General features: G+C 74.1%; 13 protein-coding genes. 4 read left to right on the top strand and 9 right to left on the bottom strand.

Going from position 1 to position 17,174, the window contains the following annotated elements; genetic code table 11:
- Positions 1-128 precede the first annotated feature (128 nt).
- The gene (locus ACZ466_RS39265; RefSeq protein WP_378288368.1) at positions 129-3,206 is read left to right on the top strand and encodes a discoidin domain-containing protein; all 3,078 of its coding nucleotides are present in this window, start codon (positions 129-131) and stop codon (positions 3,204-3,206) included.
- Between the two features lie 65 nt (positions 3,207-3,271).
- Here the strand turns inward: ACZ466_RS39265 and ACZ466_RS39270 are convergent, their stop codons facing one another.
- Positions 3,272-4,681 carry an MFS transporter gene (locus ACZ466_RS39270; RefSeq protein ID WP_378288369.1) on the bottom strand — a complete coding sequence of 470 codons (1,410 nt, stop codon included), beginning with the start codon at positions 4,679-4,681 and terminating at the stop codon, positions 3,272-3,274.
- A 658-nt stretch (positions 4,682-5,339) separates the two neighbouring features.
- Here ACZ466_RS39270 and ACZ466_RS39275 point away from each other — a divergent pair.
- A complete protein-coding gene (locus tag ACZ466_RS39275; RefSeq protein WP_378288370.1) occupies positions 5,340-6,350 on the top strand; it encodes a TIGR03619 family F420-dependent LLM class oxidoreductase in 1,011 nt (336 codons plus the stop codon).
- Positions 6,347-6,772, top strand: coding sequence for a nuclear transport factor 2 family protein (locus ACZ466_RS39280; protein WP_378288371.1), 426 nt, complete (start codon positions 6,347-6,349; stop codon positions 6,770-6,772). Before ACZ466_RS39275 ends, ACZ466_RS39280 begins: the two co-directional genes overlap by 4 nt.
- A gap of 26 nt (positions 6,773-6,798) precedes the next feature.
- On the opposite strand, the gene ACZ466_RS39285 is transcribed toward ACZ466_RS39280, so the two are convergent.
- The 4 genes from ACZ466_RS39285 to ACZ466_RS39300 form a co-directional block, all read right to left on the bottom strand.
- On the bottom strand, positions 6,799-7,830 hold the full coding sequence (locus tag ACZ466_RS39285) for a zinc-binding dehydrogenase (protein ID WP_378288372.1): 1,032 nt from the start codon (positions 7,828-7,830) through the stop codon (positions 6,799-6,801).
- Between the two features lie 75 nt (positions 7,831-7,905).
- Positions 7,906-8,889 (bottom strand): alpha/beta hydrolase, encoded by a 984-nt coding sequence (locus tag ACZ466_RS39290; protein WP_378288373.1) that lies wholly within the window; start codon positions 8,887-8,889, stop codon positions 7,906-7,908.
- Complete coding sequence (locus ACZ466_RS39295) at positions 8,886-10,532, bottom strand: flavin-containing monooxygenase (protein ID WP_378288374.1); 1,647 nt, start codon at positions 10,530-10,532, stop codon at positions 8,886-8,888. The genes ACZ466_RS39290 and ACZ466_RS39295 overlap by 4 nt, the downstream gene beginning before the upstream one ends.
- A 125-nt stretch (positions 10,533-10,657) precedes the next feature.
- Positions 10,658-11,788, bottom strand: coding sequence for a helix-turn-helix domain-containing protein (locus tag ACZ466_RS39300; RefSeq protein WP_378288375.1), 1,131 nt, complete (start codon positions 11,786-11,788; stop codon positions 10,658-10,660).
- 117 nt (positions 11,789-11,905) lie between these two features.
- Here ACZ466_RS39300 and ACZ466_RS39305 point away from each other — a divergent pair, with 117 nt between their 5' ends.
- A complete protein-coding gene (locus ACZ466_RS39305; RefSeq protein ID WP_378288376.1) occupies positions 11,906-12,796 on the top strand; it encodes an LLM class flavin-dependent oxidoreductase in 891 nt (296 codons plus the stop codon).
- A gap of 124 nt (positions 12,797-12,920) precedes the next feature.
- On the opposite strand, the gene ACZ466_RS39310 is transcribed toward ACZ466_RS39305, so the two are convergent.
- From ACZ466_RS39310 to ACZ466_RS39325, 4 genes are all read right to left on the bottom strand, one after another.
- On the bottom strand, positions 12,921-13,814 hold the full coding sequence (locus ACZ466_RS39310) for a helix-turn-helix domain-containing protein (protein ID WP_378288377.1): 894 nt from the start codon (positions 13,812-13,814) through the stop codon (positions 12,921-12,923).
- Between the two features lie 116 nt (positions 13,815-13,930).
- On the bottom strand, positions 13,931-15,145 hold the full coding sequence (locus ACZ466_RS39315) for an acetyl-CoA C-acetyltransferase (protein ID WP_378288378.1): 1,215 nt from the start codon (positions 15,143-15,145) through the stop codon (positions 13,931-13,933).
- A 27-nt stretch (positions 15,146-15,172) separates the two neighbouring features.
- Positions 15,173-15,913, bottom strand: coding sequence for a 3-oxoacyl-ACP reductase FabG (gene fabG, locus ACZ466_RS39320; RefSeq protein ID WP_378288380.1), 741 nt, complete (start codon positions 15,911-15,913; stop codon positions 15,173-15,175).
- Positions 15,914-15,938: 25 nt separating this feature from the next.
- Entirely contained in the window at positions 15,939-17,108 is a 1,170-nt protein-coding gene (locus tag ACZ466_RS39325; RefSeq protein WP_378288382.1) for an acyl-CoA dehydrogenase family protein, read from the bottom strand.
- Positions 17,109-17,174: the final 66 nt, after the last annotated feature.

A 17,174-nucleotide genomic window follows, 5' to 3' on the forward strand; every position in this document is an offset into this window, starting at 1 on the left:
ATGCCCGGTGCGCGTAACTTGTTCACTGATCAACTTCGCAGGTCAACGGCGTGTTCGAGCGTGCGCACGCGCGCGCTGTCGCTACGCTCCGTGTTCATGATCAGGTTGGTGCGCGGCACCCCGCCCTCATGAGGCGTGGACTCGGCACGCTCGCCTTCGCGTGCGCCGCGGCCGTCCTCGTCAACCTCGGCGCCGCCGCTCCCGCGACCGCGCGGCCCGGCCGGGGGCCGGGGGGCCGGCTCGCCGCCGTCTACAACCGCGCGCTGCTGCTGAACACCCCGGTCGCGGACAGCGCCTGGGACGGGCGCATCGGCTCGTACCGGCTGGACGACTTCCGGCACGTGGCCGTCTTCGGCAACGCCGTCCTCCTCGAGTACGGCGTGTACGACCCCGCGATCGCGGGGGTCACCGCCGCGACCCTGCGCGACCACACCCTCCGGACGATCGAGTACGCCGCCGCCCGCAACCGCTGGATCGACCCGGCCGGGACCTGGGGGCGGACCGTCTACTGGGACTCCACCATGGAGACCTACTTCGTCGCCGCGGCGAAGATGCTGTGGTCCGGCCTCACGAGCGCCACCAGGTCCCGGATCGACCGGATCATCCGGTCCGCCGCGGACGCCATCGTGGCGGCGGGCGACACCGACCCGCACACCAACGGGTTGCGCGGCGGCTACCGCGGCGACACCAAGATGGAGGAGATGGGCGCCCGGACGATGCCGCTCGCGACCGCGCTCGCCTGGCTGCCGGACGACCCGAACGCCGCGTCCTGGCGCGAGTGGCTCACCCGCTGGACCGCCAACATGGGCGGGCTGCCCCCGGCCGACCGCGCCAACCCCGCCCCGCTGAACGGCCGCCCGGTGTCGGCCTGGAACCGGGCGCACAACGTCTGGGGCACCTTCATCGTCGAGAACCACGGCTCGTACAACCCCATCTACCAGCAGTCGATGGGCGCCTACCCGGGCCGGAACGCGGCCCAGTTCCTGCTGGCGGACCGGAGCGTCCCCGAGGAGCTGGTGACGCCGCCGAACGACGATCCGCTGTGGGCGACGATGGCGCAGACCGGCATGGACTCGGGCGTTCCGCAGGACTTCATGGTCGCCGACCGCCACCATCTCTACGGCCGCCAGCTGCTCCCGGTCACCGCCCGCGCCGTCCTCGACCGGGACCGGTACGCCGCGGCGGCGGAGACGATGCTCGCCGACCGGCTGATCCCCTACGTGCGCTACCCGCCCGGGGGACGGCTGACCAAGTTCAGCGGGGAGGGCAAGTACGAGCCGGAGGCGCGCGCCGAGGTGGGCATGGCCTACCTGCTCCACCGGCTCGCGGGCGGCGCGGTGCGCCCCGTCTCCCCGCGCCGGTACTTCGAGCGGTACACCACCGCCGTGGACCACGGTCCCGGGGTGGGACTGCTCGCCCACCAGTCGGCGAACGCCCTGGCCGCCGCCGTGACCAAGCCCGGCTACGTCAAGTTCGCCTACCACCCGCAGCACGACGACTGGCTGTTCGACTCGGCGGGCACCAGCCCGTCGTTCCTGCCGAGCACGGCCGTGCCGGTGACGGCGCGGCGGGCGCGGGCGTACACCCGGCCGCGGGACGGGTTCACCGGGGCGGCCTCGGCCCTCACCGTCCCCGGCGGCGTGGTCGGGTTCACCACCCTCCCGGACGGATCGGCGGTCTACGCCAGTTCCGGGGTCGCCGCCGGTGAGGGGGTGCTCCGCCTGTACAACATGACGATGCCCGGGGTGCCGGGCCTCGACGGCGACCGCACCTTCACCTGGGCGGGCGGCTCGGTGACGCTCCCGGCGCCGGACGGCGGCACGGGCGCCGACGAGCTGCGCCTGCGCACCGCCGCGGCACGCTACGTGCGGGTGAGGGCCGCCGCCCCGGGCAGCCAGGGCTGCTGCGCGCTGGACGAGTTCGAGATCTACGCGGGCACCGGCGCGAACCGGGCGCGCGGCAGGCCCGTCACCGTGTCCGCCCCGGATCCGCGGGCGCCCGCGCACCGGGTGACGGACGGCGACACGGCGCCGCGTCCGGCACCGGTGCCGGACTCGGGCGTCCCTCCGCCGCCGCGCACCCGGCCGCGGTCGATCACGGTCGACCTCGGCGACCGGCTTCCCGTCGACCGGGTCCGGCTGCACTGGGGCCATGCCCGCCCCGCCCGCTACACGGTCGAGACCTCGCCGGATGGGCGGACCTGGCGGCGGGCGGCGCGGACGCCTGTCACCCGGCGCGTCCCGGGCGGCTGGCTGAACGTGGACGGCCGGGCGGGCCTCGTCGTCCGGACCGGGCGCAACCCGATCAGCGTCTCGCCGACCGGCGTGACGCTCTCCGACGGGCCCGCGACCCCGCTGACCGTCGAGGCGCATCCCGCCGAGGCGCCGCGGCGGACGGCGTCCCGCAGCGCGTCGCCCGCGCCCCGTACCGACTGCGCGGGCCTGGTCGCGAGCCTCGCCGGCGGCCAGCTGAGCCTGTTCAACCTGGGCGCGGCGGCGGTGACCGGCGCGACGGCCGTCCTGCCGCAGGGCGCCCGGGAGGCGATCCTCTACCAGGGCGTCCAGCGCACCGGTCCCGGCCGGTCCACGCGGTACGACCTCGCGCTCCGCGCCGCCGACGCGAGGATCGCGCCCGCCCGGTTCGCCGCCTACGGGCCCGGCGGCGGTGCGCCGCCCGCCGGACTGACCCTGAAGGTGATCGATTCCCGCGCGGTCGAGGTGGCCAACGCGCCGGGCGCGAAACCGGCCCGGGTGCGGCTGCGGTCCCTGACCACCGGCGAGACCGTGAACGTCCGCGTCGCGCGGGGCACGACGAAGCGCGCCGCGTTCACCCGCGGGCCGCGCCTGCCGACGACCGATCTCGCCCGGGGGCGCATCACCTACCCGACCTCGCCGCGGCCGCCGGGGATGACCGATCCGGCGCGAGCCGTGGACGGCGCCCGCCGGACCGCCTGGTCGCCGGGGCCCGCCGGCGGCCGCATGGTCGTCGATCTCGGCGCGGTCCGGCGGATCGGCTCCGTCCTGCCCATCTGGGCACCGGGCCGCGCACCGCGCGTCGAGGTGTCCCGCGACGGGAAGGCCTACGCGCCCCTGCGCCGCGACCGGCCGGTGGAGGCGCGCTACGTCGCGGTCGTCGCCACCGGTCCCGGCAAGCTCTCCGAACTCGCCGTGCTCCCGTCCCCGGCCCGCCGGTCAGCGATCAGGTAGTCCCGGTCATGGGCCGGGCGGCCGTCCCGGCAAGGACGGCCGCCCGGTGAAGCGGAGCGGTCCATTCAGGCCATGGCCTGCTTGGAGCCGAGGTCGGGCGTCGGCGCCTGGCGCGCGTCCGCCTGGCGGGCGCCGCCGATGAAGGCGGTGAGGATCAGGGTCACCACGGCGGAGCCGATGATGAACAGGCACCCGCCCGTCAGCGCCGCCTCGGTCGGGAAGGGCGTGCCGGGCGCGGTGGAGGACGCCAGGATCACCGAGGCGATCGCCAGGCCGGTGGCGATCGAGACGTTGAGCGTCACCCGGTTCATGCCGGTCGCCGCACCGGTCTGCTCGGGCGGCACCACCTCGACGATCAGGTTGGGCAGGGCGGTGAAGGCGAACGCGGAGCCGATGTTGGTGAGGCCCAGGCCGATGAGGGTGCCGACCAGGCTCTGCGCCTGGAGGATCCAGATGACGGGCCCGACGATGTACAGGGCGCACGCGATCATCAGGGACCAGCGGGCGCCGGCCACCTGGGCGATCCGGCCGCTGAGCGCCGCCCCGCCGTAGCTGATCACCGCGATGCACAGCATCACCGCGCCGGCGGCGGTGGGGGACAGGCCCATGCCGACCGGTGCGCTGTCGGGCAGCTGCAGGACGATCGGCGCCATGATGGTCGCCGCCCCCTGCCCGCCCATGCCCACCGCGAGCGTGCCCAGCGTGGTCAGCAGCACCTTCCGGTTTCTGAACTGCCGGACGTCGACGATCGGCTCGCGGACGCGCCGCTCCCACCCGAACCAGGCGGCCAGTGCCACGATCCCGGCCGCGATCGAGGCGAGCACCCACATGTCGGTCCAGCCCCACTCCCCGGCCTGGGTGACGCCGAACAGCACGCCGCCGCTGGCCGGGAGCAGGAGCGCCGCACCGACCATGTCGACCGGGGGCCGCGGCCTGAGCCCGGGCGTGCGCGGCAGCCCGGCCAGTCCGGTCAGCGCCGCGGCGATGCCCAGCACGGTCGCCACCGAGAACAGCAGGCGCCAGCCGCCGTTGTCGAGCAGCACCCCGGCGAGCAGCCCGCCGGCGCCGGCGCAGATCGGCACGATGCCGCCGAGCAGCGCGATCGCGAGCGGGACCCGCCGTTCCGGCAGGAGTTCGCGGACCAGCGCGAAGGAGATCGGGAGGGCGCCGGCGGCCAGGCCCTGGATGCCGCGGCCGAGCACCACCATCCACAGGTCGGTGGCCAGCACGCTGATCAGCGAGCCGCAGGCCGCCGCGCCGAGCAGGAAGACCAGGACGTTCCGGCGGCCGAAGATGTCGCCCAGCCGGCCGCTGGTGGCCGCGAAGCCGGCGCCCACCAGCAGGTAGGCCGTGGTGGTCCAGCCGACGGCCGCGGCGTCGGCCTCGAAGACCCGCATGAAGGTCGGGATGGCCGCGATCGCCATCGCGGTCTCGGTGACGGCGAAGACTTCGACCGCGATCAGCGTGAGCAGCACGCGTGTGTGCGCACGTTGACTGGGTGGGACGGGTGAGACGGTCATCCGGTCCTCCGGAGGTGGGGTGGGGTGGTGTCGGGCACGGCCGGACTCGTCCGGGCGTGCGAGGGCAGCGGTGAAGAGCGCTTGGCCTGTGGTGGCGGACCGGGCCGGCGGGTGGGCCGGTCCGAGGGCGGCGGTCGGCGCGGAGGATGTCCGGGCGCTGGGTCGGTGCACCAGCGGCGGCGGAGTCCGGCGGCGCCCTCATGTGGTCGATGGGGGCGTCGGCGAGATGGGGCCGGACTCGGTGAGGCGACGATGATGGGCGCGGCGCGGACCGTGAGCACCTGTCGCGAGCGAGATCAGGATGTGGCGGGACCTCAGGGGTCGGGGGTGGATCTCGTCATCCGCTCGCCTCCCTTCGCCGACCCGAACCTCGATGTCGAAATCGATATTGCTTTTGGAGGCTGTCCTGCGTCAAGACCGGACGGGGAGTTGTTCTCGGTGTCTGTCCGGCCCGTCCACCGCTGGGGGGCAGGGTGGGGCACCCGGCCGTCGCGGCGATTCCCGCAGGTCCGAGGGCTGCGTGTCCATGCCGGGCCGGTTCCGGTCTGGACGCCGCCCAGCGTAATCAAATATGATGTCGATGTTGAGTTGATCAGGGGAGGAGGACCGCACCGTGCGCCTCGGCGTCTGCCTGCCCCAGCTCGGCCCCGCCGCCCGGATGCCCCTCGTCGCGGACTTCGCCGTAGAGGCCGACCGCGTCGGCATCGACTCGGTGTGGGTCGAGGAGCACCTGTTCAGGCCCCTCGCTCCGATCTCGGGTTACGGCGGCGTGCCGGGAAAGCCGTGGCCCGACAAGCACGCCCACGCGCTGGCGCCCCTGGAGGTCCTGGCCTACGTCGCCGGGCGGACGCGGCGCTGCACGCTCGGCACCTCCATCCTCGTCGTCGGCTACCACCACCCCCTGGTGCTGGCCAAGGAGACCGCGACCCTCGACCTGCTGTCCGGCGGGCGCCTGGCCCTGGGCCTGGGCGTCGGGTGGTGCGAGGACGAGTACCGCCTCATGGGTGCGCCGTTCCAGGAGCGCGGCCGGCTCGCCGACGAGGTGCTGGAGACGCTGCACCTGTGCTGGCGCGGCGGCACCGTCGAGTACAAGGGGCGTCATGTGGACATCCCCCTGTGCCAGACCTCGCCCTCGCCCCACGACGGCGTCCGGGTCCGCACGTACGGGGGCTTCGTGGCCCGCGCGGGATGGCGGCGCACCGCCCGCTGGTGCGATGTGTGGCAGCCCTTCGGCCTGGAGCCAGGCACCGCCGTCGAGCGGTTGGGCGCCCTCAACGAGCTCGCCCGGTCGGAGTTCGGCCGCGGCCCGCTCGAACTCTCGCTCCGCGTGCTGGCCTCCTCGGTCGCGCCCGGCGACGGGCGTCCCGCCGAGCCCGGCCCGATGGGGCAGTCGACGGGCCGGTGGGTGGGCGACGTGGACGCGCTGTGCGAGCGCATCGACGGTGCCCGCGCCGCGGGCTGCGACGAGCTCGTCCTCGACAGCAACTTCGCGCCCGGAAGCGACGACACGGCCTTCTGGGAGACGCTCATGGGCCACCTGCCGGCGCTCCTGCGGGCGGCGCACGGAGACGCTGAGCCGTCCCGGCCGGGGCCCGGAGCGGGAGCGGGGCGGGGAACGCGATGACCGCGATGACCGGCGTCGAGCGGGTGCTCCTCGACTACGCCACCGCGATCGACACCAAGGACTGGGAGCTCTTCGGCGCCCTCTTCGACCCGGACTGCACCATGACGACGGCCGCCGGGACGATCAGCGGCGCGCCGGCGCTGACCCGCCACATGCGCGACCTGCACGCTCCGCTGGACGCCTCGGCCCACCGCGTCACGAACGTCGACATCGCCGAGACGGCGGACGGCGCCACCGCCCGCAGCTACCTGGACGCCCTCCTGGTGCGCGCCGGCCACCCCGAGGGCCCGACGTTCCGTGTCGTGGGCTTCTACGACGACGAGCTGCGCCGCTCCGCCGGCGGCTGGGTCATCCTCCACCGCGCCTTCAGGGCGATCTGGCGCGAGGGCAACGCCGCGGTGCTCGGGGTTCCGGGCGGCTGAGGCCCGCCGGGCCGCCGTCACCGCCGTCATCGGGGACGCACGATGATCTTCACGTGCTCGTCGGCGGCGCGCAGGTCGTCGAAGGCGCCCGGGACGCCGTCGAGCCCCACGACCCCCGTGACGAAGGCCCCGGCGTCGACCCGTCCGCCGGCCAGGAGCCCGAGGGCGTGGGCGAACTCGGCCTGCCGGTAGGCGAAGACGAAGGTGAGCGAGACCTCCTTGAGGATCCCCGCCACCGGAGTGATCGTCTCCGGGGTGACGCCGGAGCCGACGACGACGATCCGGCTGTGCCGGGGGAGGCCGTCGATGAGCTGCTGGAGCAGCCCGTGCCCGCCGACGCACTCGAAGGCCATGACGTTTCCCGCGGGGAGCTCCCCGTCCAGGAGCGGCGAGGGGGGCCGCTCGGTGACGCCCAGCTCGTCCCACGCCTCGTAGGGGGAGGAGTCGGCCGGGTTCAGCACGACGTCCGCGCCCAGCCGCTCGGCCACGGCGCGGCGCGCGGGGGAGAAGTCGGTGGCGACCACCGGCCCGTGCCCTTCGGCCTTCAGCACCGCGATGACGGCCAGGCCGATCGGCCCGCAGCCGATGACGAGCGCCACGTCGCCGTGGGCGGGACGGGCCGCGCGCACCGCGTGCACGGCGACGGCCAGCGGCTCGGTCAGCGCGGCCCGCTCGTCCTCCAGGCCGTCGGGAACCCGCAGCAGGAGCGATTCCTGCATCACCGCGCGGGGGGCGAACCCGCCCGGCAGGACGGGTGAGAAGCCGAGGTCCACCGGACCGGACGGCCCGAAGACGTGCGGCACCGACACCACGCGCGTCCCGGGCTCGAACCGGCCGGAAGTGCCCGGTCCCGGCTCCAGGATCTCGGCGCAGAACTCGTGCCCCAGGACGATCCGCGGCGCCGCCTCCCCCCGGGCCGTGATCGCGTCGACCAGGTGCAGGTCCGAGCCGCAGATCCCGGCGGCCAGCGGGGCGACCAGCACCTGGCCTTCCCCCGGGACCGGCTCGGGGACCTCGCCCACGCCCACGCCGCCGGAGGTGGTGAAAGCGGCGATCATGGTGCCCCCGTCCGTCGGGTGGATCCCTGTGCGGGAATATTAATATTGATGTCGATATAAGTCATCAGCGGCCGCTCAGCCGGCGCCGCGGCCGAAGTACCGGCCGAGCGCTCCGAGGAGGTCGCGGTGGTGGGCCTTGGCCATCCACGCGTCCGGCACCATGGTGTAGCCGTGGTAGCCGCCCGGGTACACGTGCAGCTCGGTCGGCACGCCGCCGCGCATGAGCTTGACGGCGTACTCGGCGTCCTCCTCCGCGAAGAGGTCGAGCGACCCCACGCAGATGAACGCCGCCGGAAGGCCCGCGGCGCTCTCGACGCGCGCCGCGGCCGCGTACGGCGAGACGCCCGCCCGGCCCGGCTCCCCGCCGAGGTAGGCCGACCAGCCGAACCGGTTGTCGGCCGGCGTCCAGACGAACTCCCCGGCGTAGGGGGAGGCCGGCTCGGTGGTCGCCGTGCGGTCGTCGAGCATCGGGTAGACCAGGGCCTGGAACCCGACGGGTATCTCGCCGCGGTCACGGGCCAGGATCGCGAGGCAGGCCGCGAGGCCGCCGCCGGCGCTCGCGCCGCCCACGGCGATGCGCGACCCGTCCACGCCCAGCTCGCCGGCGTTCCCGTGCACCCAGGCGAGCGCGGCGTAGCAGTCGTCGACCGGGCCCGGCGCGGGGGTCTCCGGGGCGAGCCGGTAGTCGACCGAGGTGACGACGGCGCCGGTCTCGGACGCGAGGCGCCGGCAGGTGAGGTCGTCGTCATCGGCGCTCCCGATGACGAATCCGCCGCCGTGCATCCAGACCAGCGCCGGGCTCGCCGCCGCCCTGCCCCGGGGCTCGTAGTGGAGCACCCGGACATCGGGGTCTCCGGCCGCGCCGGGAACGCGGTGCTCGCTCCGATCCACGTCGGGGTACAGCTCGGCCGGATCGGGAGCCCCCTCGACGGTCCGGCCCATCCTCGCGCGCATCGCGGGGAGCGTCTCGGCGCTGAAGGCGAAGGCAGGGAAGACGTCGAGCGCCGGGGCGACGGCCGGGTCGACGAGGTGGCGGGTGCTCACGGCGCGGTCGGTCATGGACGGCCTGCTTTCGACGAGGGGACGGAGGTGCCGGGCCCGGTGAGCGTGAAGCCCCGGTAGGAGTCCGCGGCGACGTCGTCGCACGCCTCGCGGTACGGCCCCATGCCCCCGGCGTAGGGCATGAACACCCGGGGCTTGCCCGGCACGTTGGCGCCGACGTACCAGGAGTCCGCCCTCGGGTACAGCGTGCGGGACGCCAGCTCGTTGACGTGCTCGACCCAGCGGTCCTGCGCGTCGGCCCGCGCCTCGACGCGGACGATGCCGTGCTCGCGGCAGTGGGCGAGCAGGTCGCGGACCCAGTCGACGTGCTGCTCGATCGACACGATCATGTTCACGAGGACCGAGGGGCTGCCCGGCGCGGTCACCATGAAGAGGTTCGGGAAGCCGGCGGCGGCGATCCCGAGGTACGTGCGGGGGCCGGCCGCCCAGGCGTCCCGCAGCGACCGCCCGCAGGCGCCCCGGATGTCGATCGCGTTGAGCGGCCCGGTCATGGCGTCGTACCCGGTCGCGAAGACGATGACGTCCACCTCGTGCTCGACGCCGCCGACCAGCACGCCGCGGGGGGTGATGCGCTCGATCGGGGTGTCGCGGACGCTGACGAGGGTGACGTCGTCGCGGTTGTAGGCCGCGTAGTAGCCGGTGTCCAGGCAGATCCGCTTGGCGCCGATCGGGTAGTCCGCCGGCGTGAGCAGGTCGGCCGTCGCCGGGTCCGCCACCGCCTCCCGGATCCGCTCCCGCACGTAGCCGGCCAGGACGCCGTTGGCGTCGATGTCGCGAGAGGTGTCGCTGAACGTCGTCATCAGCGCCGTGCCGCCGTTCTTCCACCGGCGGTCGAGCTCGGCGATCCCCTCCTCACGGGGGACCTCGAGCGCGCTGCCGATCGGCGGCTCCTTGAGCGGCACGCCCGAGGGGGACACCCTGCTCTCGGCCCGGAGGCGGCGGTACTCGGCCTTGATCCCGGCCACCTCGTCCGGCCGCAGCGGGCGGTTGCCCGCGGGGATCGTGAAGTGCGGGGTCCGCTGGAAGACGGTCAGGTGCCCGGCCTCCCGCGCGATCACCGGAATGGCCTGGACGCCCGACGACCCCGTCCCGATGACGGCCACGCGCTTGCCCGCCAGGTCCACGCCCCGCTCCGGCCAGCGGCCGGTGTGGCAGGTCTCGCCCGCGAAATCGTCCAGCCCCGGGATGGCGGGGACCCGGGAGGCGGACAGGCACCCCACCGCCGTGATCAGGAACGGCGCGCTCGCCCGCTCGCCGCCGCCGGTCTCGACCAGCCAGCGGTTCCCGGACGCGTCGAACGAGGCCGCCGCGACCGAGATCCCGAACGCGATGTCGCGGCGCAGGTCGAAGCGGTCGGCGACGTGGTTCGCGTAGGCGAGGATCTCCGGCTGCGCGGGGAAGCGCTCCGTCCATTCCCACTCCTGCTCCAGCTCCTCGGAGAAGGAGTAGGAGTAGAACATCGACTCGACGTCGCAGCGGGCGCCCGGGTAGCGGTTCCAGTACCAGGTGCCGCCCACGTCCGTTCCGCGTTCGTACACCCGCACCCGCATGCCGAGGTCGTCGCGGAGCCGGTGGAGCGCGTACATCCCGCCGAAGCCCGCGCCGATGACGATGGCGTCGTAGTCGGTGTGCCGTGCCATGTGCCCTCCTCACGTCGCGGCCTGCGCGATCACCCTCGCAGGGCGGCATGACCTGGGTCACCGGTCATCTGGCTCGAACCGGGCGCCACTTGGCGACCATCGCGGCGGCTCCGGCTCACTCCGGCTCAGAAGAGCTTGTGGGATTCCAGGAGGCGGTGCAGCGTGAGCGTGAGCAGCAGCCGTGCGCGCCCGTACGGCACCGTGCAGGAGAAACCGAGCACCTTCTCGGCCCGCTGCACCCGGTGGGCGACCGAGTTGTGGTGCAGGTGGACCGTCCGCGCCGCCTGGCGGAGGGAGTCGGTGGCCGCGACCGCCAGGAGGGTCCGCTCCATCTCGGGACCGCTGTCCCGGAGCAACTGCGCGAGGCGCTGCACGTCGGGCACCTGCGCCAATCCCTCGGCGCCCAGCTGCTCCGCCAGGATGGCGTAGGAGCCGAGCGCCGAAGAGTCGACCAGGACGGCCTCCGACTTCCGGTACGGGCCGGTCTCGCGGGTGCTCGGCAGCGCGAACCGGAGCGCGTTGCGGGCGTGGCGCCACGCTTCGGGCGCCCTGGAGGCGGGGCCCGGGGGCGTGAACGCGCCGCGGACCCCCAGCGGCATGTGCAGTTCTCGCACGCCGCCCAGCCCGTCGGCGAGCACGAGGTGGACCCTGTCGTCGCGGACGTGGTGGACGACCGGGGCGAGCGTCCGGATCTGCCCGAGGACGCGCTCGACGCCCGCGGCCGGCCCGGCCAGCGCGAGCAGCATCACCGGCGCGCGGTCGCGCAGCCCCAGCCGGCGCAGCGCGTGCCGCCGGTCCTCCGCCGAGGCCAGGCCGTCGACCGCCGTGTGGATGTCGGCCGCGGTCTGGCGCTCACCGGATCGGGCGATCGTCCTCTCGACCGCGTCGCCGAAGCACCGGAGCACGAGCTCCTCCAGGTCGGCGGGGGAGCCCCCGGCGGATGCCGGCGCCTCACCGTTCTCGGGGGCCGTTCCGTCCCCGGAGTGGAGCCAGACATGCGAGCCGCCCGGGAGCCTGCGGCAGCGTGCGCCGGGCGGGGGAGGGCCGGCCGAGAGCGACCCGTCGCGGCCGCCGCTCACGACCGTGCCGTCGGCGGTCCGCACGCCCATCGCGAACCCGAACGACCCGGCGGCCCGGCGGACCACCGCCTCGAGATCGGCCCCGCTCCCGAGCAGCGCGTCGAGCCCGTCCATCCCGCGGCGCAGGCGTCCGAGCGCCGCTTCGGCCCAGGACGCCGCCGGCTCACCCGTGGCCATCACGCTCCCCGATCGTCTGCTCGTCCGGCCGCTCCCAGGGCGGAGAGATTGATTTCGAGCTCGATGTTACTATTGCGCCCTGGTCATGGACATCCCGGAGCGCTGTGGGGGTACCTGGTGAACCCGTCCTTTCATCTGTACCTGCCCCAGATGCGCATGTCGCACGAGGCGATCGTGGAGCGCGCGCGGGCGGCCGAGGACGCCGGGTTCGAGGGCATGGCGTTCATGGACCACCTCGCCCCGCCCCTCGCCTTCGAGCACGACATGTGGGAGGCGATGGCGCTGGCCGGGTGGGTGCTCGCCCGCACCGGCACGCTCACCGTCGGGCACCTGGTGCTCTGCGACGCCTTCCGCCACCCCGCGGTGCTCGCCCGCCAGGTGGCCTCGCTCGACCACGCCTCGGGCGGCCGGTTCGAGCTCGGCATCGGGTGGGGCTCCGTCCCCGCCGAGATGGCGATCTTCGGGCTGCCGGACGCCGAGCCGCCCGAGCGCGTCGGACGGCTCGCGGAGTCGATCGAGATCATGCGCGCTCTCTGGACCGGCGAGGAGATCGACCACCACGGCGAGCACTTCACGCTGAAGGGGGCCCGCCAGCGGCCCGTGCCGACCAGGCCGATCCCGATCACGATCGGCGGTGTCGGGAAGCGCACCCTCGCCCTCGTCAGGGAGCACGCCGACTGGTGGAACCTCCCCGTCCAGGCCCTCGACCGGCTCGGCGCCCTCAGGGAGCAGGCGGGGACGGCACGGGTGTCGATGCAGGTGATGGTGGCGCTCGTGCCCGACGAAGACCGCCGCGAGGAAGTGACCGCCCTGGCCCACCGGCGGTTCGGCCGCACCAAGATGGGCGAGAGCCTGGTGGTGGGCACCGCTCCCGAGCTGGCCGACCACTTCGCCCGCCGCCACGCCGAGGGCGTCGACCGGTTCTACGCCTGGTTCACCGACTTCGCCCCGGCCGAGACGCTGCACCGCTTCTCCGAAGTGATCGGCGCGTTCGCCGACGCCGACTGACCGGCACCCGGAGCGGAGCGCCGGCGGAGTGGAGGGTGACGGTCAGTCCTGCTCTTGCCGGGGAGTCTGAGGGGTCGCCCCCTCAGAGTGTTATATGCGCCGGCACCCGGAGCGGAGCGGCGGCTCAGACGCCGTTGCCGCCACCGGCGGCCTTGCCGGCGCGGCGGGCTGCCTCGGCGACCTGCTGGGCGAGGGCGGCGAGCTCCTTGCCGGTGAGATCGTGCTGGGGCCCCATCAGCATGAGCGACGCCGCGGCGCGCCCGGTGGCGTCGAAGACCGGCGCCGAGATCTGCGTCAGGCGGACGGTCGCGGTGTCGGCGATCTCTTCGGCGAGGTACTCGGTGTGCTGCATCAGGCCGACCAGCTCGTCCCGCCGGCGCCGGGCGTCCTCGGCGTCGGGCAGGGTGAGCAGGGAGTCGAACTCGTGGGGGCCGGGGTCCGTGGCGGCACGGGCCACCGAGATGCTGTAGCCCCGGCGCCGGATGGCCTCCAGTGCCTTCCGCCACCGGTCCGGGCGCTCGTCGGGCCGGTCCTCGCCGGCCTGGGCCAGCCAGGCGGCGGCGTCGGCGTCGTCCCACGCGACGAACACGGCGCCGAACGGCGGGACGAGCGGCATGGACTGCCCGGGACGCGGGCGGAGCCCCAGCGGCGGGCCCCAGTCCGACACCGCCATCACGCGGGTCTCGTTGGCCACCGGCGCCGACACCGCCACGCACGCGTTCAGCCTGCGCGCCACGTCCTCCGCCTCCCGGCTCGCGGCGTTGAGGATCGGATTGGCGTGGCGGGCGGCGTCGCCGAGCGCGATGCAGAAGCTGCCCAGCGCGTACCGCAGTTCCGGCTCCCGGCGGACGACCAGGCCCGACTCGGCGAGGGCCTGCAGGATGGAATCGCACGTCGCCCGGGGAATGTCGGCGATCCTGGCGAGCTCGGAGACCGAGTACGACTCGGACGGCCGCCGGGCCAGGTGCCACAGGAGCTGGTTGGCGCGGAGCACGGCCGGTGACGGGTTGATGGGCATGGTGCGTCCCCCGGATGCTTGCATATCATGCAGTATTGCTGCAATGCTAGCATACCTATGCTCAAATGCTAGCACATCCGGGGTGTGCGGAAGGGCGCGTCAGGTGAACGCCGCGGTCATGCGGCGACGCGCTCGAAGACGGCGGCGAGGCCCTGGCCGCCGCCGATGCACATGGTCTCCAGCCCGTACCGGGCCTCGCGGCGGCACATCTCGCGCGCGAGCGTGGCCAGGATGCGGGTGCCCGTGGCGCCGACGGGATGCCCGAGGGAGATCCCCGACCCGTGGACGTTGAGGCGCTCGAAGTCGGCCGCGCCGAACCCCCATTCCCGGGTGCACGCGAGCACCTGCGCGGCGAACGCCTCGTTGACCTCGACCAGGTCGACGTCGGACATCTTCAGCCCGGCGCGCTCCAGCGCCGCCTCCGACGCGGGGACGGGCCCGATGCCCATGGTCGCGGGCGGGACGCCGGAGACCGCCCACGACACGAGGCGGACGAGCGGCCGCAGCCCCAGCGCCTCGGCCCGCTCGCGGTGGGTGACGACGCACATCGCCGCCGCGTCGTTCTGCCCGCTGGAGTTGCCGGCGGTGACGGTGGCGCCGGGATCCTGCCGGCCCAGCGTCGGCCGCAGGCCGGACAGCGCCTCCAGGGAGGTGTCGGCGCGCGGGTGCTCGTCGGTGTCGACGACCTGCTCGCCCTTGCGGGTCCGCACCGTGACCGGGACGATCTCCTCGGCGAACACCCCGGACCGCTGCGCGGCGACCGCCCGCCGATGCGAGGCGAGGGCGAGCCGGTCCTGCTCCTCACGGGAGATGCCGTACTCTCCCCGCAGGTTCTCGGCCGTCTCCAGCATGCCGCCCGGGACCGGGTGGTCGCGCCCGCCCGCGGTGACGCGCCCGCGGGCGAGCCCGTCGTGCAGGGTCACCCCCGGGCCCTTGCTGCCCCAGCGCATCTCGCCCGAATAGAACGGGACGTTGCTCATGCTCTCGGTGCCGCCCGCTATCACCAGCTCGTGCACGCCGCCGCCCACCTGCATCCCGGCCTGGAGCACCGACTGCAGCCCGGAGCCGCAGCGCCGGTCGACCTGCATGCCGGGCACCGTCACCGGCAGGCCCGCGTTGAGCGCGACGACGCGGCCGATCGCCGGCGCCTCGCTGCTGGGGTAGCAGTTCCCGACCACGACGTCGTCGATCGCCGCGGGGTCGAGCCCGGTCCGCTCCAGGAGGCCGCGCAGGGCGATCTCGCCGAGCTCCGCGGCGCCGAGCCCTTTCAGGGCGCCGCCGAACCGGCCGATCGGGGTGCGGACCGGTTCGCAGATCACGATCTCACGCATGATGGGGCCCCTTTCCGAGGCTCGCGCTCACATGAACCGCCCGCCGGTGACCTCGAGCACCGTGCCGGTCATGTACGAGGACAGGTCGCTGGCCAGGAAGAGGACGACGCTCGCGACCTCCGCCACCTCGCCGGGCCGGCCCATGGGTATCTCGCTCATCTTCTGCTCCCACGCCTTGGCGGGCATGGCCTCGGTCATCGCCGAACGGATGAGGCCGGGCTGCACGGCGTTGACGCGGACCCCGTGGTGGGCCATCTCCTTGGCCGCCGCCTTGGTCAGCCCGACGATCCCCGCCTTGGCGGCCGAGTAGTTCGTCTGGCCCACCATGCCGACCTTGCCCGACAGGGACGAGATGTTGACGATGGCGCCCGACTTCTGCTCCCGCATGATCGCGGCGGCCTTGCGGGTGCCGTTCCAGGTGCCCTTGAGATGGACGTCGATCACCTGGTCGAACTGGTCCTCGGTCATCGTGCGCAGGGTGGCGTCGCGGGTGATGCCGGCGTTGTTGACCATCACGTCCAGGGAGCCGAAGACCTCGACCGCGTGCGCGAGGAGCGCGTCCACGTCGGCCGCGGCGGTCACGTCGCACCGCGCCGCCGACGCCGTGCCCGCGCCGCCGAGCCGCTTCGCCGCGTCCTCGGTCGCGGCGAGGTCCAGGTCGCCGAGGACGACCCGGGTGCCCTGGGCGATGAGGCACTCGGCGATCGCGTACCCGATGCCCTGCGCGCCGCCGGTGATGACCGCGGTCCGGCCGTCCAGAAGGCCCATCGTGACTCTCCTCGTCATCGCCGGGTCAGGACGTGCGGCCGCGCGCGCCGCGCACCAGGGAGCCGCCGACGATCAGGCGCTGGATCTCGCTCGTCCCCTCGTAGAGGCGCAGCAGGCGGACGTCGCGGTAGATCCGCTCCACCGGGACCTCGCGCATGTACCCGGTGCCGCCGTGCACCTGCACCGCCAGGTCGGCCACCTGGCCGGCCATCTCGGTGCAGAACAGCTTGACCGCGGACGGCATGACCCGCCGGTCGGCGCCGCTGTCGTAGGCGGCCGCCGCGTCCCGGACCATGGCGCGCCCCGCGGCGACGCCGGTGTACTGGTCGGCGAGCATCGCCTGGACGAGCTGGTGCTCCCCGATGGGGACACCGCCCTGGGTGTTGGCCGCGGCGTAGGCGACCGACTCGTCGAGGGCGCGCTGCGCGCAGCCCACCGCGAGGGCCGCGATGTGGACGCGCCCGCGGGCCAGCGAGATCATGGCCGCGCGGTAGCCGACCTCCTCGGCGCCGCCGACCAGCGCCGACTCGGGCACGCGCACCGAGTCGAAGACGACGTCGGAGGTCCAGGCGCCCTCCTGGCCCATCTTCGCGTCCTTGGGGCCGACGCTGACCCCGGGGGCGTCGGCGGGCACCAGGAACACCGCGATGCCGGGGCCGTCCGGGCCGGGTTCGCGGGTGCGCGCGAAGACCACGAACAGGTTCGCGAGGGGTGCGTTGGTGATGAAGCGCTTCTGGCCGTCGAGGATCCAGTCGTCGCCGTCGCGGCGGGCGCGGGTGCGCAGCCCGGCGGGATTGGACCCGGCGCCCGGCTCGGTGAGCGCGAACGAGGCGACGACCTCGCCGGAGGCGATGCGCTGGAGCCACTGCTTCTTCTGCACCTCGGTGCCGAAGTTGACCAGCACCTGGCCCGCGATGCCGTTGTTGGTGCCGAACAGCGACCGCAGGGCGAGGGTGGTGTAGCCGAACTCCATCGCCAGCTCGACGTCCTGGCGCAGGTCGAGCCCGAGCCCGCCCCACTCCGCGGGGATCGCGTAGCCGAACAGCCCCATCTCCGCCGCGGCGGCGCGCAGATCGTCGGGGACCCGGTCGGCCGCCATGATCTCGTTCTCCCGCGGCACGACGTCGTCCCGGACGAAACGCCGCACCTGGTGAAGGATGTCCGAGAAGTCCTCGTCGCCGACTCTGTCGCTCATGGGCCTCGATTCTCCGATCCCTTCTGATGCAAGTCAAATACCAATAGCTCGGTGACTATTTCACCC

It is taken from the genome of Actinomadura rugatobispora (genome assembly GCF_055379765.1).